This is a genomic window from Roseinatronobacter bogoriensis DSM 18756 (assembly GCF_004366635.1).
Classification (GTDB): Bacteria; Pseudomonadota; Alphaproteobacteria; order Rhodobacterales; family Rhodobacteraceae; genus Roseinatronobacter; species Roseinatronobacter bogoriensis.
Map to the genome: position 1 here is coordinate 425,173 of NZ_SORN01000001.1, position 23,501 is coordinate 448,673.

At 58.1% G+C, this 23,501-nt stretch carries 22 protein-coding genes; 10 read left to right on the top strand and 12 right to left on the bottom strand.

The genetic code is table 11. The annotated features are described in order from the left end of the window. Positions 1-459, bottom strand: coding sequence for a GAF domain-containing protein (locus tag EV660_RS01900; protein ID WP_071481632.1), 459 nt, complete (start codon positions 457-459; stop codon positions 1-3). 95 nt (positions 460-554) lie between these two features. Next, positions 555-1,733 (bottom strand): acetyl-CoA C-acyltransferase, encoded by a 1,179-nt coding sequence (locus tag EV660_RS01905; RefSeq protein ID WP_071481631.1) that lies wholly within the window; start codon positions 1,731-1,733, stop codon positions 555-557. A 90-nt stretch (positions 1,734-1,823) separates the two neighbouring features. Between EV660_RS01905 and EV660_RS01910 the strand changes: the two genes are divergently transcribed. Both EV660_RS01910 and EV660_RS01915 read left to right on the top strand, forming a co-directional pair. After that, positions 1,824-2,180, top strand: coding sequence for an STAS domain-containing protein (locus EV660_RS01910; RefSeq protein WP_071482309.1), 357 nt, complete (start codon positions 1,824-1,826; stop codon positions 2,178-2,180). 80 nt (positions 2,181-2,260) lie between these two features. Next, positions 2,261-2,728: an ATP-binding protein gene (locus EV660_RS01915; protein ID WP_157798955.1), complete on the top strand. Its 468-nt coding sequence runs from the start codon at positions 2,261-2,263 to the stop codon at positions 2,726-2,728. A 734-nt stretch (positions 2,729-3,462) separates the two neighbouring features. On the opposite strand, the gene acuI is transcribed toward EV660_RS01915, so the two are convergent. From acuI to EV660_RS01930, 3 genes are all read right to left on the bottom strand, one after another. After that, entirely contained in the window at positions 3,463-4,455 is a 993-nt protein-coding gene (gene acuI / locus EV660_RS01920; protein WP_071481629.1) for an acryloyl-CoA reductase, read from the bottom strand. Positions 4,456-4,651: 196 nt separating this feature from the next. Then, complete coding sequence (locus tag EV660_RS01925) at positions 4,652-5,299, bottom strand: DUF1326 domain-containing protein (protein WP_100319199.1); 648 nt, start codon at positions 5,297-5,299, stop codon at positions 4,652-4,654. Then, positions 5,296-6,072 carry a DUF2182 domain-containing protein gene (locus EV660_RS01930; protein WP_071481627.1) on the bottom strand — a complete coding sequence of 259 codons (777 nt, stop codon included), beginning with the start codon at positions 6,070-6,072 and terminating at the stop codon, positions 5,296-5,298. The genes EV660_RS01925 and EV660_RS01930 overlap by 4 nt, the downstream gene beginning before the upstream one ends. A 135-nt stretch (positions 6,073-6,207) precedes the next feature. Here EV660_RS01930 and EV660_RS01935 point away from each other — a divergent pair, with 135 nt between their 5' ends. Together EV660_RS01935 and EV660_RS01940 are read left to right on the top strand one after the other, a co-directional pair. After that, positions 6,208-6,942 carry a FadR/GntR family transcriptional regulator gene (locus EV660_RS01935; RefSeq protein WP_071482308.1) on the top strand — a complete coding sequence of 245 codons (735 nt, stop codon included), beginning with the start codon at positions 6,208-6,210 and terminating at the stop codon, positions 6,940-6,942. 141 nt (positions 6,943-7,083) lie between these two features. Further along, complete coding sequence (locus EV660_RS01940) at positions 7,084-9,090, top strand: M3 family metallopeptidase (RefSeq protein ID WP_071481626.1); 2,007 nt, start codon at positions 7,084-7,086, stop codon at positions 9,088-9,090. Between the two features lie 51 nt (positions 9,091-9,141). Here EV660_RS01940 and EV660_RS01945 read toward each other — a convergent pair whose 3' ends face one another. Further along, positions 9,142-10,263, bottom strand: a complete 1,122-nt coding sequence (locus EV660_RS01945; protein ID WP_071481625.1) for a baeRF11 domain-containing protein — start codon at positions 10,261-10,263, stop codon at positions 9,142-9,144. 262 nt (positions 10,264-10,525) lie between these two features. Here EV660_RS01945 and dnaK point away from each other — a divergent pair, with 262 nt between their 5' ends. Both dnaK and dnaJ read left to right on the top strand, forming a co-directional pair. Further along, positions 10,526-12,442 carry a molecular chaperone DnaK gene (gene dnaK / locus EV660_RS01950; RefSeq protein WP_071481624.1) on the top strand — a complete coding sequence of 639 codons (1,917 nt, stop codon included), beginning with the start codon at positions 10,526-10,528 and terminating at the stop codon, positions 12,440-12,442. Positions 12,443-12,513: 71 nt separating this feature from the next. Next, on the top strand, positions 12,514-13,674 hold the full coding sequence (dnaJ, locus tag EV660_RS01955) for a molecular chaperone DnaJ (RefSeq protein ID WP_071481623.1): 1,161 nt from the start codon (positions 12,514-12,516) through the stop codon (positions 13,672-13,674). Here the strand turns inward: dnaJ and EV660_RS01960 are convergent, their stop codons facing one another. Next, on the bottom strand, positions 13,675-14,016 hold the full coding sequence (locus EV660_RS01960) for a YjfI family protein (RefSeq protein ID WP_071481622.1): 342 nt from the start codon (positions 14,014-14,016) through the stop codon (positions 13,675-13,677). 223 nt (positions 14,017-14,239) lie between these two features. Then, positions 14,240-14,536 (bottom strand): hypothetical protein, encoded by a 297-nt coding sequence (locus tag EV660_RS01965; protein WP_071469383.1) that lies wholly within the window; start codon positions 14,534-14,536, stop codon positions 14,240-14,242. Between the two features lie 238 nt (positions 14,537-14,774). On the opposite strand from EV660_RS01965, the gene radC reads away from it, so the two are divergent. Continuing rightward, positions 14,775-15,512, top strand: a complete 738-nt coding sequence (gene radC, locus EV660_RS01970; protein WP_071482307.1) for a RadC family protein — start codon at positions 14,775-14,777, stop codon at positions 15,510-15,512. Positions 15,513-15,516: 4 nt separating this feature from the next. On the opposite strand, the gene EV660_RS01975 is transcribed toward radC, so the two are convergent. Together EV660_RS01975 and secA are read right to left on the bottom strand one after the other, a co-directional pair. Then, entirely contained in the window at positions 15,517-16,566 is a 1,050-nt protein-coding gene (locus EV660_RS01975) for a hypothetical protein (protein ID WP_071481621.1), read from the bottom strand. A gap of 112 nt (positions 16,567-16,678) precedes the next feature. After that, positions 16,679-19,369 carry a preprotein translocase subunit SecA gene (gene secA / locus EV660_RS01980; protein WP_071481620.1) on the bottom strand — a complete coding sequence of 897 codons (2,691 nt, stop codon included), beginning with the start codon at positions 19,367-19,369 and terminating at the stop codon, positions 16,679-16,681. A gap of 223 nt (positions 19,370-19,592) precedes the next feature. Between secA and EV660_RS01985 the strand changes: the two genes are divergently transcribed. The 3 genes from EV660_RS01985 (at position 19,593) to mutT (ending at position 22,228) form a co-directional block, all read left to right on the top strand. Beyond that, positions 19,593-20,450 carry a peptidylprolyl isomerase gene (locus tag EV660_RS01985; protein WP_071482306.1) on the top strand — a complete coding sequence of 286 codons (858 nt, stop codon included), beginning with the start codon at positions 19,593-19,595 and terminating at the stop codon, positions 20,448-20,450. Positions 20,451-20,582: 132 nt separating this feature from the next. Next, positions 20,583-21,833: a bifunctional glutamate N-acetyltransferase/amino-acid acetyltransferase ArgJ gene (gene argJ, locus EV660_RS01990; RefSeq protein ID WP_071482305.1), complete on the top strand. Its 1,251-nt coding sequence runs from the start codon at positions 20,583-20,585 to the stop codon at positions 21,831-21,833. Beyond that, on the top strand, positions 21,830-22,228 hold the full coding sequence (gene mutT / locus EV660_RS01995; protein ID WP_071481619.1) for an 8-oxo-dGTP diphosphatase MutT: 399 nt from the start codon (positions 21,830-21,832) through the stop codon (positions 22,226-22,228). The genes argJ and mutT overlap by 4 nt, the downstream gene beginning before the upstream one ends. Positions 22,229-22,651: 423 nt before the next feature. On the opposite strand, the gene EV660_RS02000 is transcribed toward mutT, so the two are convergent. Beyond that, positions 22,652-22,846 (bottom strand): Trm112 family protein, encoded by a 195-nt coding sequence (locus tag EV660_RS02000; protein WP_071481618.1) that lies wholly within the window; start codon positions 22,844-22,846, stop codon positions 22,652-22,654. Next, entirely contained in the window at positions 22,843-23,484 is a 642-nt protein-coding gene (locus EV660_RS02005) for an LON peptidase substrate-binding domain-containing protein (RefSeq protein ID WP_071481617.1), read from the bottom strand. The genes EV660_RS02000 and EV660_RS02005 overlap by 4 nt, the downstream gene beginning before the upstream one ends. Between the last annotated feature and the right edge of the window lie 17 nt (positions 23,485-23,501).

The following is a 23,501-nucleotide window of genomic DNA, read 5'->3' on the forward strand; positions in this document are numbered from 1 at the left end:
CTATGTCAGCGGTCTTGAAAACACTTGTGACAGAATTGCCCCCAGCGCCGCCGCGTCGCCTTCGTCAAAGGCATCGGGCTGGTCACTGTCGATGTCAAACACCGCAATAAGCCGCCCTGCACCGTCGCGCACTGGCAGCACAAGTTCCGAACGGGTGGAACTCGCACAGGCGATGTGCCCCGCGAAAGCCTCAACATCGGGGACAAGCTGCACCTCGCCCGTGCGTGCGCAGGCACCGCAAACGCCGCGCGAAAAGGGAATGACCAGGCAGCCATGACCACCTTGATAGGGGCCGATCTTCAGCATTTCGGGGGCCGTGACGCGGTAGAACCCGGTCCAGTCGAAGCGGGCATCGGAATGATGCACCTCGCAAGCCACAGTGGCCATTAATGCAACTGCGTCTGTCTCGCCCTCGGTCAGGGCCTCGATCCGCGCAGCCAGCGCATCATAATCCAGCATTCGGTGTCCTTTCCATCTTGTCTGGAGCAAGCGGCCCCGCCGCCTTGCGACGCGCCCGGCCCCCTCGATGGGGGCAAGGGCGCATCTGGTCGGCCTCAGGGCCGCTCGATGGCGATTGCTGTGCCTTCCCCGCCGCCAATACAGATTGCGGCGACCCCACGCTTCAGCCCGCGCGCTTCCAATGCGTTCAGAAGCGTAACCATGATCCGCGCACCAGACGCACCAATCGGGTGGCCAAGCGCACAGGCCCCGCCATGCACATTGACCACATCACGCGGCAAACCCAACTCATGCATGAAAGCCATCGGCACAACTGCAAACGCTTCATTCACTTCCCACAGGTCAACATCGGACACAGCCCAGCCCAGCCTTTCCAACAGTTTGCGCGCGGCCGGAACCGGGGCGGTTGTGAACCAGCCGGGTGCCTGCGCATGGCTGGCATGGCCCCGGATAAAGGCGCGTGGTGCGATGCCCTGTGCCTCGGCAAGCTTGCGCGACCCCAGAACCAGGGCTGCGGCCCCGTCCGAGATGGACGAGCTGTTAGCGGCCGTCACGGTGCCACCCTTGCGAAAGGCGGGTTTAAGGTGGGGTATCTTTTCCGGTCGCGCGGATTTGGGTTGCTCATCTTCCGACACCACAATCTCACCGCCGCGCCCGCTCACGGTGACCGGCGCGATTTCGCGTGCGAATGCGCCACCTGACTGCGCTTCCAGGGCGTTTGACAGGGATTGCAGCGCGTAGTCATCCTGCGCCTCTCTTGTGAACTGGTAATGTTCGGCGCAATCTTCGGCGTAACTGCCCATCAAACGGCCCTTGTCATAGGCATCTTCCAGCCCGTCCAGAAACATGTGGTCAATCACCTGCCCATGCCCGATCCGCGCGCCGCTGCGCATTTTGGGCAAAAGATAGGGCGCATCTGACATGCTTTCCAAGCCGCCTGCGACCACCAGCCCGGACTGACCCAGCGCAATCTGGTCATGCGCGATCATCGCCGCTTTCATGCCAGAGCCGCACATCTTGTTCAGCGTGGTTGCCGGAACTGCGTCACTCAGCCCCGCCGCGAAACCGGCCTGACGGGCAGGGGCCTGTCCTTGTCCGGCGGGCAGCACACATCCCATCAGCACTTCCTCGACACGCGCCGAATCAATGCCTGCGTCACGCAGGGCGCCTGCTATGGCCGCTCCGCCAAGTTTGGGGGCGCCCAAGCCGGAAAAGACGCCCTGAAATCCGCCCATTGCCGTGCGGGCGGCACCCAGAATGGCTACTTCATGCATGTTTTCAGTTCCTTGGAGACGGGTTCAACAATCTGTTGGTAACACTTTGCGCGTAGTCTCGCCATATCGAAGCTCAGGAAAGGGGTGGATATGCAGATAAGGCATTTTCAGACTGAGGATGCAGTTATCATCAAGATTCTCGAGTCGCGTCTTGATGCGGCAGTGGCCATCATATTCAAAGACATGATGCGTGATACCGTGGTTGAGGACGGCACCCGGGTTATTCTGGATTTGTCGCAGGTACAGTTTCTTGACAGCAGTGGTCTTGGGGCGATTGTCGGTGTCATGAAACTGCTTGGCCCAACGCGCCCGCTGGAAATTGCCGCCCTGTCGCCTGCCGTGCGCAAGCTCTTTCGGTTGACACGCATGGATACCGTTTTCCGCATTCACGACAATGCCCCTGCCATTGATGGCATAGACTCAGACACATTCAGCATCGCCGGATAGTTCGGAAGATTGACATGATTTGCATACGTGAAGAACTGTTGGCCCAACCAGAAAGCCGATCAGCCCGCGGGGATAAATCAATGATCTGGATGGATGAAGCGAACGCCGATCTGCGACTGCGCTGCGAGGGAACGCTGTTCTCCGTCCGCGAGGCTTTGCAGCATGTGCACCAGTTTTTGTCTATTCAGTGTATGCCCTGTGCGCTGGTTGAAGATGTTGACCTTGTCCTGTCTGAAGCGATGACAAACATCGTGCGGCATAGCTATGGTGATGCAGGCGGTGTGATCGAATGCGATCTGGTTGTGAAAGGCACCTCGGTCGATTGCCGCATTACCGATACCGGGCGTAGCTTTGACCCTGCGGGCGCAGGCCGCGCCCCGCCAGAGCCTGCTGATTTGGCGGAAGGGGGCTATGGCTGGTTTCTGATCCACAGCCTTACCAACAAACTCAGCTATACGCGCGAAGGCGGCAGAAATATCCTGCGCTTTTCGGTGCCTGCCATGCAGGCTATGGCAAAGGATGACGCCGAAGTGCATGTCCTGTCTTGAAGGTAACGTGTTTGGGCCACTACACGCTTGCGCGGTGTATCCAAGGCCTTGACCGATAGGTTGCGGCGTCCGCACTTTGCGTTGCCCATTGGGTGCGGAGTGATGGTAAGGGTTTTGCTGGAATACAGACCCGCTTGTTCCGGTGTCCGGCACCTGTAAAGATATGTCAATGACAGCATCGAGGGGCGTTGCGGACGGTGGCTGGTTTTGACAAGCCGCGCAGTGTCGGGCCGCGGTGCGACGATCCACGGTCAAATCTGTAGCGCTTTATACTGGCCTAATCCGCGAAAGATCAGATCTTTGCGTTTGGGGCAGCCAAATCGCCGTGCCGTGGGGGCGGCCCGGCGATGCGCGGCGGCCTTCGGCCTTGATTCCGCGCAACTGACCGTCCGCAAAGTCCGCAAAGCCGACTGTCGCAGCTTTTTGTGCCACTTTTTGTCAGGCGCACGCCGGTGGCCAGGGCTGGCCTGAGGCACCAAGCGTTTGGGCAATCTCTCGCAGGATATATTCTGGATCTTGCCTGTGGCGGTTTCTGACCATAGGCGATTCTGGCCCTGTTCAGAATGGACACGGGGGAGAGCGGCACGAAATTCGAGGCACCGAAATCGGCGGTTTTAAACTCTGCTCGCATGGCCTTGTCCTAGGGTCAGAAGGCGCATTCAGCGCGGATAACGCGCGCCCCCATTGGGGGCAGCGCAGCTTCTTAACCTCTGGTGCGCGGGGTACGCAGGCCCTCAGGTATTGACATCAACCACCACGCGCCCCTTGACCTGACCTTTCAGAATATCAGCGCCAAGTTGCGGCAGATCAGCGAGTGTCGCGGGCTGGATCATTGCTTCCAGTTTGTCCATTGGCAGGTCGCGCGCGATGCGTTCCCATGCGCGCAAGCGGTTGTCATAGGGTTGCAGCACCGAGTCGATCCCCAGCAGGTTCACACCGCGCAGCAGGAATGGGATGACCGTGGCGGGCAGCGCTGCGCCACCGGCAAGCCCGACTGCCGCCACAGAGGTGCGATATTTCATCTGCCCCAGAACGCGTGCCAGCATCGCGCCGCCCACAGCGTCGATACATCCCGCCCATAATTCCGATTCCAAGGGCCGCTTGACGGTTTCATTCAGCATCTCACGCGGCACGATCTGGCTGGCCCCAAGGTCGCGCAGATAGCTTTCGGTCTCTGGCCGCCCGGTGACAGCCGCAACCTCGTGCCCAAGCGCGGCCAGCAAGGCCACCGCAACCGACCCGACACCGCCTGCCGCGCCGGTGACCAGCACAGGACCGTCCCCGGGGCGTAGGCGGTGTTCTTCAAGCGCCATGACCGCAAGCATCGCGGTAAAGCCAGCAGTGCCCACCGCCATTGCCTGCCGTGTGCTAAGCCCGTCGGGCAGGGGGACCAGCCAGTCCGCTTTCACACGGGCTTTCTGCGCGTAGCCGCCCCAATGCACCTCGCCCACGCGCCAGCCGGTCAAAACCACCTTATCGCCGGGTTTATAGCGCGTGTCGTCCGACGCCTCGACCGTACCGGCAAAGTCGATGCCGGGAACATGCGGGTAATTGCGCACAAGTCCGCCACCGGGGCCGATGCACAGCCCATCCTTGTAATTCACGGTCGAGTACTCCACCGCGACGGTCACATCACCTTCCGGCAGTTGATCTTCGGCGATTTGCGTAACAGCGGCATGGGTCTTGCCTTCATCGTTCTTTGTGACCAGCAATGCGTTGAAGCTCATTATTCTCTCCTTCTTTAGTGGTCTGTGTTCCGGAATTCTGCATGGATAAGTGCGGGACCGGGGCTTTCTGGCATATGCGCGACCAGATCGGTGCCCCACTCTCAAAGGGTCATACGCTCCATGCCTTCCGCAATCTCGCCCCCCTCGGAAAAGCGGGCGCGCCGCGAACGGCGCGATGGGCACAGAAAGGGCAGGGTCACCTGCCGGGGCCTTTCCAGTCGATCTGACAGATTTCCGCGCTGCGGCCGTCAAAATCCCAGACACGGCCAAAGGCGCGCACGCGGCCCTTGGTGGCGGTTGCGACAGTGATGTCCGGCCCCATCCAGTATTCGGTATTGGTGACAACAATCTCGCGCTCCGGGTCTGCTCCGCGCACTGGCACCACTTCGCCCTGAATTTTCTTGCCGACCATCAGGCGGCGCGTGTCGCCTTCGTTCTCATAGCTGACCGGCGCACGTTCCGCGCCCAGAAACTCGCTGACCAGCATCCCGAACAACCCCGTTGTGCCGCGTGCTGCGCCCGAGAAGATATTGACCAGCCCCTCATAGGCGGCATCGTCGGCGCGGTCGTCAATGAAGGCCGCCGCCTTCCAGTTGCCGCGCGCCATAAGGCCGGGAATTTCCAGCAAAAGCCCGACATTCAGCCCGGACAACTCGTCATCGCCATAATGGCCCGTGTCGATCCGCACACCCGCCCATGCCTGACAATAGCCCTCGGTGGGGGCATGTTTGCCCAGACTGACCACGCAGGGGCAAAACACAGTGCAGTTGCAGTTCAGGATCAACTCGCCTTTGATCGCCCAAGGCACCGTGCCAATCGCGGGTTTGTCCAGTATGTCGCTCATGTCCATCCTCCCAGTTCAAAAAACACGACTGCCGCGCTAGATACGATCAGCAGATAACCCAACGGGCGTGTCAGAATCGCCCCGATTGCGGGCAGCTTTTCCAATGTCATCAGCACCATGGCGCCCCCCATCCACAGCAGGTTCATTGTTCCGCCAATAAAGGCCAGCGCCATCAATGCCCAGCAACAGCCAAGGCAGGCCGCCCCCAGCCGCAGCCCCATACGCCACGGTCCTTCATTCCAATGCTGGATGAAAAATGTCAGCGGACGGCGACATTTCGACAGGCAGGCGTCCTTGAGGGTCGAGAACTGGTAAAGACCGGCCCCTGCAAGCAGCAATGCTGTCAGCCAGATGTTCACGCTTTCGCCCAAGGGGTTCAGTAATCCACCCCCCGTCAAGGCAAGCTGTGCGCCCGTTGCCAGCACCGCAAACCCCAGCCAAACCAGAATATACCCGCCAAGCAGCAGCCCGAAGCCTTGCGCATTCGCGCTTTGCACCAGATCGTCCCATGTGGCGAGCGCCGGAAGTGCTGTGGGGGCCATCATTGCCGCAGACATGAGTGCCCACATCAGCAAGATGTTGGGCGCGCCAGCAAGGCCGGGTTCAATACGGCACAACGCCTCCCAGAACTCTGCCCCATATAGGTTTGCAGCGGCAATCAGGTCTGGCGGCAGTTGCATGGCATATAGCAGCGACCAAGCCAGAATAACAGCCCCGTAAAACCCCAGCCAATGCGGCGCTCGGAGTTTGCGCAGACCGGATGCAAGCTGCATGAAAACCTGCCTTCTTGGAAACTGGCGTGACGGGTCTGGGGTTGGCTGGGTGGCACAAGTCTTATATGTCAGACATATCAAGGCACATATGGTCTGGCAAACACTAATTGTCTTACATTTGCCGGGGGCATGAATTTGAAAACTGATCTGGACAGCGCGCGCGACTATTCCCAGCAGATCGCGCAGACCATCCGTGATGCGATTATAGCTGGCGACTTGCCTGTTGACGGGCGCTTGCCCTCAGAGGGGGATCTTGCTGCGCGATTTGGCGTGTCGCGCCCTACAGTGCGCGAGGCATTGAAAAGGCTGGCCGCCCAAAACCTGATCCGCACCCAGCGTGGTGCGACGGGTGGGGCCTTTGTAAACCGGCTGAATTTCGAACAGGCCCAAGAACATATGGTCACGATGGCCACGCTTTTGCTGTCCATGAATAGGGTTGATTTCGAAACCGCTGTTGAAGCGCGGTTTTCCCTGGAGCGGACCTGTCTGCCCCTAGCCTGCACCCGGCGCGGCCCCGAACATCTGGCGCGTTTGCGGTCTGAAATCGCGCGTCAAGCCATTGACGGGCTGACGGATGAGGGGTTTTGCGCGTCAGATGTGGCGTTTCATCGGGCGCTGGTGGATGCGGCGGATAATCCGGTCTTGTCTTGGCATCTGGCGGGCGCAGTGGAGGCGATGCAACCGCTGATGAACATGATTACATATACCGCAAGATCGCGCGCGCAGATCATCGCGTTGCATAGCGCGCTGGCCTGTGCACTGGAAGACAGGGATTTGGCCGCAGCCAATGCGGCGATGGATGAACTGAATGCCTACACATTAGAGTTGGGCAGTGAAATCCGAACGCGGCGTGATCGGAATAGAAGTTGAAAAACCTGTGCCTGGGTCCGCGCTGGTCAATTCAGGCAGCAACTTAGCTCGGCGCGAAATGTCCCATTCGGGCGTGGCGGATTGAACCTGTGAAGGATCGGGCTTAGTCTTGCCCTTACTATCACATACAAGGCGTGCAGCATGACCAATCCGCTACTTTCCCCGTGGCAAACACCTTTTGAACTGCCCCCGTTCGCTTTACTGACGGACGAAGATTTTGCGCCTGCTTTCGATGCCGCGATGGAGGCAGGTCGCAAGGCCTATGCGGCGATTGCCAATAACCCCGAACCGCCCAGTTTTGCCAATACGATAGAGGCGATGGAGCAGGCCGATGATCTGTTGGACCGCGTGGCAGGGGTGTTCTTCAATCTTTCAGGCAGCGACTCAAATCCCGCGCGTGAGGAATTGCAGCGCGACCTGTCGCCAAAGCTGTCGGCGTATTCGTCAGAAATCGTCAATAACCGTGCCTTGTTTGACCGGATCGAAACCCTGTGGTCCGCGCGCGACAGCCTTGATCTGACCGACGAACAGGCGCGCGTGCTGATGCTGTACCGGCGTATGTTCGTGCGGGCAGGGGCCGCCTTGGAAGGTGAAAACGCCACGCGCCTGACCGAGGTGAAATCGCGTCTTGCCACTCTGGGCACGCAGTTCACCCAAAATCTGCTGGCCGATGAGCGTGACTGGATGATGCCGCTCGACGATCTGTCGGGCCTGCCGGATTTCGTGATTGCCAGCGCAAGGGCCGCGGCACAGGAGCGCGGGCGCGAAGGGCATGTTGTGACATTGAACCGCTCTCTCATTGTGCCATTCCTGCAATTCTCAACCCGGCGCGATTTGCGCGAGAGAGCCTATGAAGCGTGGACAGCACGCGGTGCAAATGGCGGCAAGACCGACAATCGCGCAATTGCTGCTGAAGTGCTGGCCCTGCGCGCGGAACGCGCCAGCCTTTTGGGGTATACGAATTTCGCAAGCTACAAGCTGGAAACCGAAATGGCAGGTAACCCTGACGCAGTGCGCGATTTGCTGATGCAGGTCTGGGAACCGGCACGCGCCAAGGCCCTTGCGGATGCGCAAAAGCTGGAAGCGATGCTGCACGCAGATGGGCAAACAGGCCCGTTGGAGCCGTGGGACTGGCGTTTCTATGCAGACAAGCTGCGCCGCGCGGAACATGATCTGGATGAAACCGCGCTAAAACCCTACCTGTCGCTTGAGGCGATGATCGCAGCCGCGTTTGACTGCGCGCATCGTCTGTTCGGGCTGGAATTCCGCGCGCTGGATGTGCCGCTCTATCACCCTGACGCCCGCGCATGGGAGGTCACGCGCGACGGTCGCCATATGGCAGTGTTCATCGGCGATTATTTTGCGCGGTCGTCCAAGCGGTCGGGGGCGTGGTGCTCGACCATGCGCAGCCAACGCAAACTTGGCGGAGAGGTGCGGCCCATCGTGGTGAATATCTGCAACTTCGCCAAGGGCGATCCGGCATTGCTGTCCTATGATGACGCGCGCACCCTGTTTCACGAATTTGGCCATGCGCTGCACCAGATGCTGTCAGATGTGACTTATGGGTTGATTTCCGGCACCTCAGTCGCGCGTGATTTCGTCGAATTGCCCAGCCAGCTTTATGAACATTGGCTGGAAGTGCCCGAAGTGCTCAGCACACATGCGCGCCATGTCGAAACAGGCGAGGCCATGCCGCAGGATATGCTTGATCGTCTGCTTGCTGCGCAAAATTTCGATCAGGGTTTTGCAACGGTGGAATACGTGGCCTCGGCACTGGTGGACCTTGAATTGCACGATGGTCCGCCCCCCGGCGACCCGATGCAAAAACAGGCACAAGTTCTGGATGAGTTGGGCATGCCGCGCGCAATCCGAATGCGCCATGCAACGCCCCATTTCGCGCATGTCTTCTCGGGTGATGGGTATTCCAGCGGGTATTACAGTTACATGTGGTCCGAAGTTATGGATGCCGACGCTTTCGAGGCGTTTCGTGAAGCAGGTGACGCGTTTGACCCGGCGACCGCAAGCAGGCTGGAGGAGTTCATTCTGTCTGCTGGCGGGAGTGATGAAGCCGAGCGCCTTTATACAGCGTTTCGCGGGCGGATGCCGGGGGTAGAGGCATTGCTCAAGGGGCGCGGGTTGGCGGCTTGAAAGAAAGGGCCGGGGAAAACCCGGCCCTGTTTTGATTTGCTCTCAATGTGCTTAGATCGTGTAGCGCAACACGGCGGCAAGTTCCGCTTCTTGCGGAATGTCGGCGCGGCGCACGGCGATGACCTTGCCGCCATTGGCAATCACACGGCCCGCAATCTCGTCGACAACACCGTAGCTGACAGCGCTTTCCGACTTGTCGATTGTGATCTCGCCCGTCTCTTCATCCACCAGACCAGGAACAACGCTGTCCATATCTACCAGCAATGTATCGACTGCACCAAAGGTTGCAGCGCGTGCAATGCGTGCGATCTGTGTGGTGGCACGCCCCTCGTTCTCGCGGGCGGAATACAGCGTCGCAAAATCGGCGATAGAGGCCGCGTTGATGCCGTCCATGATCTCGCGTGCCTGCGCGCCCAATTCATGCGCCGGAATGCGCACCGGACTGGTGTTGATGGCCGCCTCGGCCAGATGCGGGTAGCTGTTGATTGAACGGTACATCGACAGCAACGGGTCGGTGGCCGCGATGATCAGCGGCTCTTCCCGGCCCGACAGCAGGCCGCGCAGCGCAGAGTCGATCTGGCGGCAATACTGGCGCAGATGGTGCTTCTGCCCTTCGCCGCCGCCCTGACGACCCGAATAGCTGCGCGAATTGACATTTGCAGTGCCCGCCACAGATGCGGCATCTTTGGGCAGGTTGGGCACGCGCAGTTCCTGTGCGGGCTGGTCGCCCAGGAGCTCGATCACGCGCAACTCATTTTCGGCAAGTGCCAGCACAAAAGCGTGTTGTGGCATGGATACGGCGCGCAACAGCGGTTTAAGGTGAAAGCGGTCCGAAACCTGCACTGTTTCGTTCAGGTGGTTTGGCAGGCGAAAGCTGCGCAGGCTGTCGGGTGTGATGAACAGCGCCAGTGAATTGGCCTGCACGCGCCAGAAATCATCATCATCCAGCAGGTCATGCAACTGTTCTTCAATCGGCCAGATGGTCCGCTTGGCAACGCCGACCTCTTCTAGCTGGGCAACGGCGTCATTCGTCAATTGTTTCAGGCGGGTACGGGCCGCGTCGATATGCTGCGTTTCCGGTGTGGTCTTGAGGTAGATGCTGATCAACGCCTCGCCGCGGGCGGCAACAAGCTTGCTGATCTCGGATTGGGTGGGGATGTCGACATATAGCATTTGCTTGCTACTCCTGATAAAAACCTTTCGGGTCACATGCCATGTTCCTTACCCAGCCGCAAGTTGACTGGCGCGCTTGCCAGCCAGAGAAGAAAATTCGCGCCTGAGTGAATTTCACGACCCTGTGACGGTTGCAGCCCTCAAACCCCCTTCCTATATACGCGCCAAGATACCCCGCTTGGGGTTTGTTTCAGAACAGATGGGCCGGGGCCTGACAGGACCAGCCCGCTGCCACATCGCTTGAGAGAGAGGATGCACGAAAATGGGTAAAGTCATTGGTATCGACCTTGGGACAACAAACTCCTGCGTTGCCATCATGGATGGTAGCCAGCCCCGCGTGATCGAAAACGCCGAAGGCGCGCGTACAACGCCGTCGATCGTCGCTTTCACCGAAAACGAACGCCTTGTCGGCCAGCCCGCCAAGCGACAGGCTGTCACCAACCCGACCAACACTGTCTTTGCGGTCAAGCGCCTGATCGGGCGCCGGCTGACCGATGCGGAGGTTGAAAAAGACAAGAACCTTGTCCCTTATGCAATCATTGACGGTGGCAATGGCGATGCCTGGGTCGAAGCACGCGGTGACAAATACAGCCCCAGCCAGATATCTGCCGTTATCCTTCAGAAAATGAAGGAAACTGCCGAAAGCTATCTGGGTGAGAAGGTCACTCAGGCCGTCATTACCGTGCCAGCCTATTTCAACGACGCCCAGCGTCAGGCCACCAAGGATGCGGGCAAGATTGCCGGTCTGGAAGTGCTGCGCATCATCAACGAACCGACAGCGGCCGCGCTGGCCTATGGTCTGGACAAGAAAGAAAGCCGCACGATTGCGGTCTATGACCTTGGCGGTGGGACATTCGACATCACCATTCTGGAGATCGACGATGGCCTGTTCGAAGTGAAATCGACGAACGGCGACACCTTCCTCGGTGGCGAAGATTTCGACATGCGGATCGTCAATTACCTTGCTGCCGAATTCAAGAAAGAGAATGGCGTTGACCTGACTGCTGACAAGATGGCGCTTCAGCGCCTGAAGGAAGCAGCGGAAAAGGCCAAGATCGAGCTGTCCTCTTCCAGCCAAACCGAGATCAACCAGCCCTTCATCAGCATGGACAAGAATACAGGCCAGCCCCTGCACCTTGTCATGAAGCTGACACGCGCCAAGCTGGAATCGCTTGTCGGTGACCTTATCAAGAACTCGCTCAAGCCCTGTGCGGCTGCATTGAAGGATGCTGGCCTGTCCAAAGGCGATATTGACGAGGTCATTCTTGTCGGCGGTATGACGCGTATGCCCAAGGTGATTGAGGAAGTGACCAGCTTCTTCGGCAAGGAACCCCATAAAGGCGTGAACCCCGATGAGGTTGTCGCAATGGGCGCCGCGATTCAGGCCGGTGTTCTGCAAGGGGATGTCAAGGATGTTGTCCTGCTGGACGTCACACCGCTGTCACTGGGGATCGAGACGCTGGGCGGTGTTTTCACCCGCCTGATCGACCGCAACACCACTATCCCGACAAAGAAATCGCAGGTGTTCAGCACGGCTGAAGACAATCAGAACGCCGTGACCATCCGCGTTTTCCAGGGCGAGCGTGAAATGGCGTCTGACAACAAGATGCTGGGTCAGTTCAACCTCGAAGATATTCCACCTGCTCCGCGTGGTATGCCGCAGATCGAAGTAACCTTTGACATCGACGCGAACGGTATCGTGAATGTCTCTGCGCGTGACAAGGGTACAGGCAAGGAACAGAAGATCACCATTCAGGCCTCGGGTGGCTTGTCTGATGATGATATCGAAAAAATGGTGCAGGATGCCGAAGCCAATGCCGAAGCAGACAAGGCGCGGCGCGAACTGGTCGAAGCGCGGAACCAGGCAGAAAGCCTGATCCATTCGACCGAGAAAGCCGTCGAAGAGCACAAGGACAAGGTTGACCCGACAACAGTAGAGGCGATCGAGCTTTCGATTGCCGCGCTGAAAGATACCTTGGAAGGCGAGGATGCAGGCAAGATCAAGTCCGGCATCCAGAATGTGACCGAAGCATCCATGAAGCTGGGTGAGGCGATCTACAAGGCACAGACTGAGGCTGCTGATGCAGGCGATGTCGGTGGCGACGATGAACCGCGCAGCGTGGATGATGATATTGTCGATGCCGATTTCGAGGATATCGGCGAAGACAAGCGCAAATAAGCTTGCGATGCTGTAATGGCCGACCGGCCTGACACCGTCAGGCCGGTCGGCCCCTTTTGGGAAAGAACAACATGGCAAAACGCGACTTCTACGACGTGCTCGGGGTCAGCCGCTCGGCTTCGGCTGAAGAGTTGAAGAAAGCCTATCGCAAAAAGGCGAAAGAGCTGCACCCTGACCGCAACTCTGACAACCCGGACGCCGAAGCACAGTTCAAGGAAGTAAACGAAGCCTATGACGCGCTGAAAGACCCTGACCGCAAGGCCGCCTATGACCGTTTTGGCCATGCTGCGTTTGATGGTGGGATGGGTGCCGCTGGCGCACGCGGCGCACGGCCCGGCGGTGGTTTTGGCGGCAATGCTGATTTTGCCAGCGCATTCTCAGACGTGTTCGAAGACCTGTTCGGCGATTTTGTCGGGGGCGGGCGTGGTGGGCCAAGGTCGCGCGCCAGCCGTGGGTCTGACCTGCGCTACAATATGCGGATCAATCTGGAAGAAGCCTATTCAGGCACCAAGAAAACGATCCGGGTGCCGCGGTTGTCAGCCTGCGATTCGTGCAATGGAACTGGCGCCGAAGGCGGGGCCGAACCCGTGACCTGTCCCACCTGTTCAGGCATGGGGAAAGTCCGTGCGCAGCAAGGTTTCTTCACCGTTGAGCGCGGTTGCCCGACCTGCGGTGGTTCTGGCCAGATCGTCAAGAACCCGTGCAAGGCTTGCGCAGGGGCCGGGCGGGTCGAGAAGGAAGCCAGCCTGTCGGTGAATATTCCCGCAGGGGTCGAAACCGGAACACGCATTCGCCTGTCTGGTGAAGGCGAGGCGGGTTTGCGCGGTGGGACACCGGGTGATCTGTATATCTTCGTGAATGTTGCAGAGCATCAGATCTTCAAGCGCGACGATGTCAATCTGTATTGCCGTGTGCCTGTCAGCATGGCCCGCGCCGCATTGGGGGGCGAGGTCGAGGTGCCAACCATCGACGGCGGGCGGTCACGGGTGAAAGTGCCTGTCGGCAGCCAGTCTGGTCGGCAGATGCGCCTGCGCGGAAAAGGAATGCCAGCCCTTCGCGGCGGCGCGCATGGGGATATGCTGATCGAACTGGCCGTTGAAACACCGGTAAACCTGACCGCGCGGCAAAAAGAGCTGTTGGAAGAGTTCGAGAAACTCAGCGCGGAAAACAACCCTGAAAGCAGCGGGTTCTTTGACAAGGTCAAGGGTTTCTGGGACGGGATGAAAAGCTGATCAGATACGGCAGGCCCGCGCAGCGCGGGCCTCGATTGTGCTGCGCTGACGCATCAATCTGTTCAGGCGCGCGGTATCTGACGCATGAACTCCGGGCAGCACTGTAGAACAGGCAATCTGATCACCTGAAACCGTGACGCAATGATAGGTATTGTATCCGCGCGATGCGAGCGGCGTTGTGAACCCGGCGGCGCCCTGCATCCTCGCGGCCTCGATCCGGGAATCGTGGACCCGCAAGGCGTGGCTGGCCTGCTGGCAGTCCTGAGCAGAGTTTCCGCGATTAAAAAATTCGGCGCATCCCATCAGCAGCGTCGATGAAAAAATCAGAAAAATTACCCGCATGGCCCACTCCGTCCCTTTTGCAAGGTTATGTGCTTTTGTATTGCGGGCGCAGCTTCGCCTGTCTTGATACGCCCAGTTATAATGTGGCCTGATAAAAAATGATGTTTCGACGCACAGGTCTGTGCGTCGAAATTTGTTTTGGCTGATTCGCTCTCGCCGAGGGATCACAGTGGCCCAAGTTACCCGCTTGGCCAGTTATCCTGCTGGCTTTGATCCGATCAGATCAGTTACCCTTGCGGCAAGGGGCTGGGCGCATCACATAATGCCCGGGACGCACAAGGTGCTTTTTCTCTTCATAGATCGCAGGGTAATGCATGCGATATACCTGCTCGACACCCTTGCCATTGCGGTACTCAAGAGTGGTTTTTGCAGCCTTGACCATGTGCTTTGTGGTCCGGTATTCCGGGGCCACGTAGACTTTGTCAAAGCATTCGACCACGTGTCCTTTCCATGCCGCCGCCGGTGTCGCTATGAACGGCGCCAATGCCAAGGCAAGTGCCGGGAGTGCGATTTTCTTCATTTTAGTCCTCCAAGTGAATAAAGTCTTGTTAAGTTTCTTACTGCTCAAATGCCTCCAACAAGTGCGCGGAAACTTGCTTGTTCACAAGATGATGCCACACTTGTGAAAATGCTAGCATCAGATATTTAATCTTGCAACAAGCCTGTAAGCAAAAACATGATAGTTAATATTATGTTAGGAAATGGCCGCGTATTGTTGTGCCATGTCCAGTCCCGATCGCGCCCTGTCAGATGTGAACATGCCCCTTTTTGCGCAGGGCACGGTCAATGCGCCCGGTGCTCACAAGGTAAGCCCGGGCAAGGTGCCATCCTACATGAAGGATCATCGGCAACGCCTGAGAGAGCGGTTCGACGCAGGTGGCGCGGCTGCGATGCCTGATTATGAATTGCTTGAAATGATCTTGTTTCGTCCGCTGCATCGACAAGATGTCAAACCGCTGGCGCGGCGATTGATTGATGCTTTCGGCGACCTGAGCGCTGTCCTTGCGGCCCCGCCTGCGCGGCTGCGCGCGGTTGACGGCGTGGGGGCGGCCGTCATCACGGAGTTCAAGCTGATTGAAGCATGCGCACAGCGCATGGCGCGTGCAAAAGTGCTGAACCGCCCCGTGCTTTCAAGCTGGTCCGCCTTGCTGGATTATTGCCACACGGCCATGTCACACCGCGAAACCGAACAGTTCAGGGTCTTGTTTCTAGACAGAAAAAACGTTCTGGTCGCAGATGAAGCGCAGGCAGAAGGAACCGTTGATCATGTGCCGGTTTACCCGCGTGAGATCATGCGCCGGGCGCTGGAATTGAACGCCTCCGCGCTTATTCTCGTGCACAACCATCCCTCTGGTGACCCTACCCCATCGGAGGCTGACATCATCATGACACAGGCCATTCGGACGGCCGCAGAGGCGCTTTCGATCACTTTGCACGATCACATCGTCATCGGCAGGTCTTGTGAGTTGAGCTTTCGCAGTGAGGGCCTGCTGTAACCCGTCAATCCCGCAGTTGTTCGGGGATCAGCGATGAGTTCAGCATGGTGTCCGATTGCTCGTGCCCAAGGTCGATTTCCATGATCGCCAGTCCGGCATCTGTCGGGCAATCTGCGACAGCGAAAGTGACTTCTTTCAATGTGCCGAGGCCGTCTGTGCGGTTATCTGCAAGGAACGCCGTGAACTCCTGCCCGCATTGCTGTTCATTGAATTGAAACTCTATCTCAAGCCGGCTGTTTTCAACAAAGGTCGCTGGGACCGAATAGATTTCTGCAACCATCGGTTCTGGGCCACCTGATTCCCCAAGTGAAATCAGAAATGATTCTTCCAGATTGGGGTCAAACGGCCTCAAGGCATGAACATGGCCGTTCTCGCCATGGCTGGCACCGTCATGATAGGCGTGCAAAGCGAAACTGGCCTCGCCGCTCCATTGCAGGGCGACCCGCACATGGTCGTCAGCCTCTGGCACTGAGGCGGCAGCTTGAAGGTAAATGTCTTCGGCCAGAAACACGTCTATCTTCGCTTCTGTTGCCAGTGCCGGAACATATGCTGAAAAGCGACCCTCTTCATCGGTGGATGCGCTGAACGCCAGATCATTGTGACTGATGACCAGACGCTCATTAGGGTGACATGGTGCATCGAGCGACAGTTCGATCAGCGCGTCAACCATCGGGGCCGCGCTGAGGGTCGGGCTGCACCCTTCTTCAGCAGTCGCGATGGCGCTTTTCTCGCGCGCATCTTCTGATGTTGATTGCGAAACCTGCATGATGTTGGTGACGGTTGGTCCTGCATTTCGAGAGGGTTGGGCCGGGCCTTCCGCGCCCTCAACCAAGACCGTCAGGTCCACCCGTTCTGCAGTTTCACCCAAGTTCAGCTTGGCGCTACCACCGACAAGGCTTGCACCCATCACTTTTGTAGGCTGCGCTTGCAGTTGGGCAAAATCGACATGCCCTTCCGGTTTGGAATTCCCGGAGAGTTGGTTAACGGCAAAAATCGAAGCCGAGATACCGGTGCAAAGAATTGCAACACCCCGGAGAATAATTTTCTTGTCCATCACGACACCCGTTTGCTGTTCTCGTTAAGAGATAAGCATCGATTCGGGCATCAATGCGGCGCAAATCGGTCACTTTCGCAGGATTTGAAACAAACTCTCTGCGACTGGCCGATTACAAGACGCTGCCGTGACAATGCTTGAACTTCTTGCCCGAACCGCAGGGGCAGGGGTCATTGCGTCCCGGATTGCCCCATGTGGCGGGGTCCGTTTCATCGAAACCCTCGACCAGCGGCGCAGGCGACTGCCCGTCGTTTTCCTGCGCGACATTCAGGCTTTGCTGTTGCAGGGCAAGCTGCTGCATCATGGCTTTTTGCTCTTCCTCGCTTAGCGGGCGAATGCGCGACAGGTAGCGTGTCACGTCCTCGCGCAGCGAATTAAGCATCTTCTCAAACAGCAGGAACCCTTCTGCCTTGTATTCGTTCAGCGGGTCTTTCTGGGCATACCCGCGAAAACGAACGGCAGAGCGCAGGTGATCCAGCGTAAGCAGATGTTCGCGCCACTTGCGGTCGATCGTTTCCAGCAAGACCTGCTTTTCCAGATTGCGCAGGGTTTCTTCGCCGAACAATCCCTGCTTCTCTTCCATCAGGGCGTCAGAGGCCTCGATCAAACGTTCGCGCACGACATCCTGATCCACGCCATCTTCTTCGCCCCATTCGGGCGCGGGCACGTCCAGCCCAAGCTTTTCGCGCACCTGTTCGCGCAGCCCTTCCATGTCCCACTGTTCTGCATAGGATTTTGCAGGCATGTATTCGTCAATCAGGTCGTCAATCACCTGATGGCGCATGTCATCCACGATCTCTGACAGATCGTCCGCTTCCATGATCTCCAAGCGCTGTTCAAAGATCACGCGGCGCTGATCGTTCATGACATTGTCATATTTCAGCAATTCCTTGCGAATGTCGAAATTGCGTGCCTCGACCTTGCCCTGTGCCTTTTCCAGCGACTTGTTCACCCAAGGGTGCACAATCGCCTCGCCTTCTTTCATGCCAAGCGTGGACAGGACCTTTTCCAGCCGTTCCGATCCAAAAATACGCATCAGGTCATCTTCCAGTGACAGGAAGAAGACCGAGCGCCCGGGGTCGCCCTGACGGCCCGAACGTCCGCGTAACTGGTTGTCGATCCGGCGGCTTTCGTGGCGTTCTGTCGCCAGAACAAACAGCCCGCCTGCCGCCAGAACCTTCTGCTTTTCGTCCGCAACCTCATTCTCAATGCGGCTGCGCACTTCGCTTGGGTCGGCGTCAGGGTCTGCGGCCAGTGCCTGTAGCACGCGCATTTCCACATTGCCGCCAAGCTGAATATCGGTGCCGCGCCCTGCCATATTTGTCGCAATGGTTACGGCCCCAAGGCGGCCCGCATCTGCAACGATCTGCGCTTCCTGCTCATGCTGGCGCGCATTCAGGACATTATGCGAAATTCCGGCCTTCTTCAGCATGGCCGCCAGCTCTTCGGATTTCTCGATCGAGGTGGTGCCGACAAGAATCGGCTGCCCTTTGGCATTCGCCTCGCGGATTTCTTCCAACACCCCGTCCAGTTTTTCGGCAGCCGTGCGGTACACCTGATCGTGTTCGTCCAGGCGTGCGATTGGCAGATTGGTCGGTATTTCAACCACGCCAAGATTATAGATTTCGCGGAATTCATCCGCTTCGGTCGAGGCCGTCCCGGTCATCCCGCCCAGTTTTTTATACAGCCGGAAGTAATTCTGGAATGTAACAGAGGCATAGGTCACATTCTCAGGCTGGATCGCGACACCTTCCTTCGCCTCGATGGCCTGGTGCAGGCCTTCGGACAGGCGCCGCCCAACCATCATGCGGCCGGTGAATTCGTCGATCAAGACCACCTGCCCGTCGCGGACGATGTAATTCTGGTCCTTGTGGAACAGTTTATGCGCGCGTAGCCCCTGGTTGACATGATGCACCAGCGAAGTGGATTCGGGGTCATAGAGGGACTGCTCCGGCGGCAGAAAACCCGCCTCATGCAGTTTCGCCTCGATGAATTCGTTGCCCTCATCGGTCAGGGTGGCATTACGGATTTTTTCGTCAATGGTGAAATGCTCGGGCTGAAGTGACGGAATCAGGCCATTTACTTTCACATACAGGTCTGACTTGTCCTCAGCAGGGCCAGAGATGATCAGCGGCGTCCGTGCCTCGTCGATCAGGATCGAGTCGACTTCATCCACGATGGCAAAGAAATGGCCGCGCTGGTTCATTTCCTCGCGGCGCAGGCGCATGTTGTCGCGCAGATAGTCAAAGCCCAGCTCGTTATTCGTGGCATAGGTGACATCCGCGGCATAGGCCTCTTTCTTCTCGGCATCGGGTTGCTGCGAATAGACAACACCACAGCGCATGCCCAGCCGCGCAAAGACCTTGCCCATCCATTCCGAGTCGCGCTTGGCCAGATAGTCGTTCACCGTCACGATATGAACGCCTTTGCCTGTCAGCGCGTTCAGATAGGCGGGCAATGTGGCCACCAGCGTCTTGCCTTCACCTGTCTTCATCTCAGCGATATTGCCACGATGCAGGAAAATGCCGCCGATTAGCTGAACGTCAAAGGCGCGCAGGCCAAGCGCGCGGCGCGCCCCTTCGCGGCAATTGGCAAAAGCTTCGGGCAGCACGGCATCCAGCGTTTCGCCGTCTGCCACACGTTTTCTCAACTCTTCGGTTTTGGCGACAAGCTCCGCATCCGACATTGCCTGAAAGTCGGGCTCCAGTGCGTTGATCTGCGCGACCAGCGGGCGCACCGTCTTGACCTTGCGGTCATTTGACGTGCCAAAAACCTTCTTCGTGATCGCTCCAAGACCCAGCATACGCCCTCTGCCTTTTTAATATCCAAAAGCGGTCAGATGCCCTGCCGCTAACCATTTCGTCATGGTCTGTCACCCGCGCCGGGGTTGTCGGCACGCGCAGGCTTCCATAGAAGGGCAGGTGAACCGCACGGCCCCCAAGCAGGCAGACCTTCCTGCGATGTAATGGGCGGCCCCAAAAGTGTCAACGATGCGCGCCCACCGCGCCCTGCAAGGAGATGTAAATATGGTCGGATTTTCGCGATTCAGCGTGGCCGTGGCCGCAATGATGGCCCTGAGCACCCCGGCGCTGGCCCAGACAGAACCGACACGGGACACTGTGCTGGCAACTGTGAACGGCACTGAAATCACCGTGGGGCACTTGCTGGCTGCGCGCGACAGCTTGCCAGAGCAGTTCCGCGACATGCCCGGCGATGCGCTGTTCCAGCCGCTGGTCGAGCAGTTGATCGAGCAGACCGCCCTCATGCAGGAAGCCGAAGGCACATTGAGCACGCGCGAACAAATCGCCTTCGAGAACGAACAGCGTGCATTCATCGCCAATGCGGCGCTGACACGCGCGGCGATGGCTGCCATCAGCGAAGAGAATGTGGAAGAAGCCTATGCTGCCTTCGTGACAGAGTTCGATGGGCGCGAGCCGACACCTGAATTCAATGCTTCACATATTATCGTCGAGACGGAAGAAGAAGCTGCCGCACTGCGCGCAGAGCTGGATGACGGTGCCGATTTCGCAGAACTTGCACGCGAACATTCGATCGATGGTGCTGCCGCAGGTGGCGGGTCGCTGGGCTGGTTTGGGCTGGGGGCCATGATCCCTGAATTCGAGCAAGCGGTACAGACACTTGAAGTGGGCGAGTATCTTGGCCCGTTGGAAACCCAGTTCGGCTGGCACCTTGTGTTGTTGAACGATACGCGCATGTCTTCTGCCCCAGAACTGGAAGACGTGCGCGAGGCGCTGGAGGAAAACCTTCAGCGTGAGGCAGCGCAAGCGGCCCTGACGCGCGCAACCGATGCTGCGACGATCGAGCGCAATTATGAAGACGTTGATACATCCGTCCTGTCGCGCAGCGATCTTCTGGACGACTGATCCAGCGCGGTGTAGGACATGGCAGATCGCGGCCTGAGTCATGGGCCGGTTCTGTCATGGAGCACCAAGATGGGCGCGAAGAAGAAGCTCAAACGCAAAGTAAAATCGCTGAAGGCAGCATTGAAAGCGCAGATGACCCCTGAGGTAAAGAAAGTGACTGTGTCGCCTTTGGCCCCCGCGGCTTTCCCCGATCTACCTCAGGTAAAGGGTGCACGCTTTGCAACGGCGGCCGCCGGTGTGCGCTACACCGGGCGCACGGATGTCATGTTGGTGCAGCTAGACCCGGGCACCGTCATGGTCGGGACGTTCACCCGCTCTGCGACATCCGCAGCCTCTGTGCAGGATGCACAGGCCAAGATTGCGGGCGACAGTCCCGATGGTGCTTGCATTCTTGTCAATTCGGGCAATGCCAACGCCTTTACCGGGGCGCGGGGGCAAGAGTCGGTCAAGGAAATATGCGCTGCCGTTGCGCAAAAACTGGGCGTGCCCGAAACCCGCGTTTTCACCTCGTCCACGGGTGTGATTGGCGAAGCCTTGCCACATGAAAGGATTATCACAGTGCTGGATGATCTGGTGAAGGGTCTGGATGAAAGCGGCTTGCCCGCTGCCGCCCGCGCCATCATGACGACAGACACATTCCCCAAAGGCGCTGCGGCCACGCTGGAGATTGAAGGGATGCCCGTCAGGATTGCGGGAATTGCAAAAGGCTCTGGCATGATCGCGCCGGATATGGCGACGATGCTGGTCTATATTTTCACCGATGCCAAAATCTCTCGCCCCGTCCTGCAAGCGCTTGTGTCGCGCCAAACTGGCAGCAGCTTTAACTGCATTACCGTGGATAGTGACACCTCTACCTCGGACATGCTTCTGGTGGCGGCGACCGGACAGGCAGATGCGCCGGAAATCGTCGCAAATAGTGAAGCGGCCAAGGCCTTCGATGCCGCGCTTGGTGCTGTCATGCTTGATCTGGCGCATCAGGTTGTGCGCGATGGTGAAGGGGCGACCAAATTTGTCGAGGTGGCAGTGTCCGGTGCGCGGTCCGACGCGGATGCCCGCAAGGTCGCCTTCTCGATTGCCAATTCGCCACTCGTCAAAACCGCCGTGGCCGGTGAAGACCCGAATTGGGGGCGTATCGTGATGGCCGTCGGAAAATCCGGTGCAGAGGCTGACCGCGACCGCCTGTCAATCCGTTTCGGCCCGCATCTGGTGGCCGTGAATGGCCAGGTTGCCCCAAGCTACGAAGAAGACCTTGGCGCAAGCTATATGAAGGGTCAGGACCTGGTGATCGGGGTTGATCTGCGTTTGGGAACAGGGGCGGCCACGGTCTGGACCTGCGATCTGACGAACCGATATATCGAAATCAACGCGGATTACCGGTCGTGAAAATGGTTCTTGTCGCCGCCGTGGCATTGGTGGATGCCGATGGGCGTATCCTGCTGGCGCAACGCCCCGAAGGAAAATCCATGGCCGGGTTGTGGGAATTTCCCGGTGGAAAGATCGAACCCGGCGAAACCCCTGAAGCGGCCCTGATCCGCGAGTTGCACGAAGAACTTGGCATCGACACATGGGCCAGTTGTCTGGCCCCGCTGAGTTTTGCAAGCCATGCCTATGATGATTTCCACCTGCTGATGCCGCTATTCATCTGTCGTAAATGGGAAGGTCAGGTGACCAGCCGAGAAGGGCAGGCCCTGAAATGGGTGCGCCCTGTCGATCTGCGCAACTATCCAATGCCCGCAGCAGATGTTCCACTGATTCCCATATTGCGCGACTGGCTTTGACAAAAAAGCTGGCGGGCATTCGGGTTATGGAAACAATGACGCAGGCAACTGCAGATTGTGCGAAAAAAACGATGATGAAATGCGAATAGTGCTGTGATCGTGGTTAAATTGAGTGAAAAAATGTCGAGAACCTTGGCGCTCGGCCGATTTCAAGCCATATTGAGATCATAAAGAACAGGGCGCGAAAATGATCTGCACAATTTATATTGGAAAGTACATTACCGCTCAGGGGGAGTTTGTAAGCAAACTTGCAAACGGCCTTGTCGTCATTCGGGCAGGTCAGAATTTGCTGACGGGACGCCCGATCTCCAAACGTGCCGCCTGAACACCGGCACGTGGGTTTCTACTCGGATCGCCCTGATCGCAAGATCAGGGCGTTTCCTATTCTGGCGGCTGAACTTCTTGCAGAAAGCTGGCCGCGCGTCAGTCTATGTCGCGCGCTTCGTCTATCAGCATGATCGGAATGCCATTTCTGATAGGGAATGCCAGATGTGCCGCCTTCGAGATCAATTCCTGGCGTTGAGAGTCGTAGTTTAACCGACCATTGGTGACCGGACAGACCAGCGCTTCAAGCATCATACGGTTCACCAACCGCGTGTCTGGGGGCGTGTCAGTCATTGTACCGTCTCGTCGTCACCGCCATGAAGGCCAAATTCCATCAGCATCACCAATGTTTCCCGCCGCGTTTCCAGCGAAGGCGCTTCGAGAAGGGCCTGTTTGTCATCCGGCTCGAACGGGCAGAGCATTGAGAGCGAGTTGATCAGCAACTCATCCTCCGCATCGGTGAGGCTGCCCCAGTCGGTCGAGAGCTGATGCATCGAGAAAAAACGTTTCAGCAGATCAAAGAAACGGTCCCGGTCAAGGCCGGGGTCAGTTTCCTCTTGCCCCTGATCGCGGCTGAAATCTGCCCAGTCCACCTCTGTCCTGCGGTATGGGGTGAAGCCAGACACCTCGTCGCGGACCCTGAAGCGGGAAATGCCTGTCAGAGTGATCAGATAGCGCCCATCTTCGGTTTCGGAAAACGCGGTCAAACGCCCTGCACAGCCGATACTGTGCAAGGTTTTCTCATCCTTTCCGGGCACATCGCGCGATTGAATCATGCCTATCAATCGGTGTGGCGTCTTCATGCAATCTTCGATCATCGCCAGATAGCGGGGCTCGAAAATATGCAACGGCAAGCGGGCACGTGGCAGAAGCAACGCGCCCGGAAGCGGGAAGATCGGGATTATTTCTGGCAGATCTTTTATGCGCGACATAACATGCAACCTAATCC

Excerpts from the sequence above, each read along its gene's own strand:
- EV660_RS01900 (WP_071481632.1), bottom strand. The coding sequence starts at position 459 with ATGCTGGATTATGATGCGCTGGCTGCGCGGATCGAGGCCCTGACCGAG.
- EV660_RS01905 (WP_071481631.1), bottom strand. The coding sequence starts at position 1,733 with ATGCATGAAGTAGCCATTCTGGGTGCCGCCCGCACGGCAATGGGCGGA.
- EV660_RS01910 (WP_071482309.1), top strand. The coding sequence starts at position 1,824 with ATGCAGATAAGGCATTTTCAGACTGAGGATGCAGTTATCATCAAGATT.
- EV660_RS01915 (WP_157798955.1), top strand. The coding sequence starts at position 2,261 with ATGATCTGGATGGATGAAGCGAACGCCGATCTGCGACTGCGCTGCGAG.
- acuI (WP_071481629.1), bottom strand. The coding sequence starts at position 4,455 with ATGAGCTTCAACGCATTGCTGGTCACAAAGAACGATGAAGGCAAGACC.
- EV660_RS01925 (WP_100319199.1), bottom strand. The coding sequence starts at position 5,299 with ATGAGCGACATACTGGACAAACCCGCGATTGGCACGGTGCCTTGGGCG.
- EV660_RS01930 (WP_071481627.1), bottom strand. The coding sequence starts at position 6,072 with ATGCAGCTTGCATCCGGTCTGCGCAAACTCCGAGCGCCGCATTGGCTG.
- EV660_RS01940 (WP_071481626.1), top strand. The coding sequence starts at position 7,084 with ATGACCAATCCGCTACTTTCCCCGTGGCAAACACCTTTTGAACTGCCC.
- EV660_RS01945 (WP_071481625.1), bottom strand. The coding sequence starts at position 10,263 with ATGCTATATGTCGACATCCCCACCCAATCCGAGATCAGCAAGCTTGTT.
- dnaK (WP_071481624.1), top strand. The coding sequence starts at position 10,526 with ATGGGTAAAGTCATTGGTATCGACCTTGGGACAACAAACTCCTGCGTT.
- dnaJ (WP_071481623.1), top strand. The coding sequence starts at position 12,514 with ATGGCAAAACGCGACTTCTACGACGTGCTCGGGGTCAGCCGCTCGGCT.
- EV660_RS01960 (WP_071481622.1), bottom strand. The coding sequence starts at position 14,016 with ATGCGGGTAATTTTTCTGATTTTTTCATCGACGCTGCTGATGGGATGC.
- EV660_RS01965 (WP_071469383.1), bottom strand. The coding sequence starts at position 14,536 with ATGAAGAAAATCGCACTCCCGGCACTTGCCTTGGCATTGGCGCCGTTC.
- radC (WP_071482307.1), top strand. The coding sequence starts at position 14,775 with ATGCCCCTTTTTGCGCAGGGCACGGTCAATGCGCCCGGTGCTCACAAG.
- EV660_RS01975 (WP_071481621.1), bottom strand. The coding sequence starts at position 16,566 with ATGGACAAGAAAATTATTCTCCGGGGTGTTGCAATTCTTTGCACCGGT.
- secA (WP_071481620.1), bottom strand. The coding sequence starts at position 19,369 with ATGCTGGGTCTTGGAGCGATCACGAAGAAGGTTTTTGGCACGTCAAAT.
- EV660_RS01985 (WP_071482306.1), top strand. The coding sequence starts at position 19,593 with ATGGTCGGATTTTCGCGATTCAGCGTGGCCGTGGCCGCAATGATGGCC.
- argJ (WP_071482305.1), top strand. The coding sequence starts at position 20,583 with ATGACCCCTGAGGTAAAGAAAGTGACTGTGTCGCCTTTGGCCCCCGCG.
- EV660_RS02000 (WP_071481618.1), bottom strand. The coding sequence starts at position 22,846 with ATGACTGACACGCCCCCAGACACGCGGTTGGTGAACCGTATGATGCTT.
- EV660_RS02005 (WP_071481617.1), bottom strand. The coding sequence starts at position 23,484 with ATGTCGCGCATAAAAGATCTGCCAGAAATAATCCCGATCTTCCCGCTT.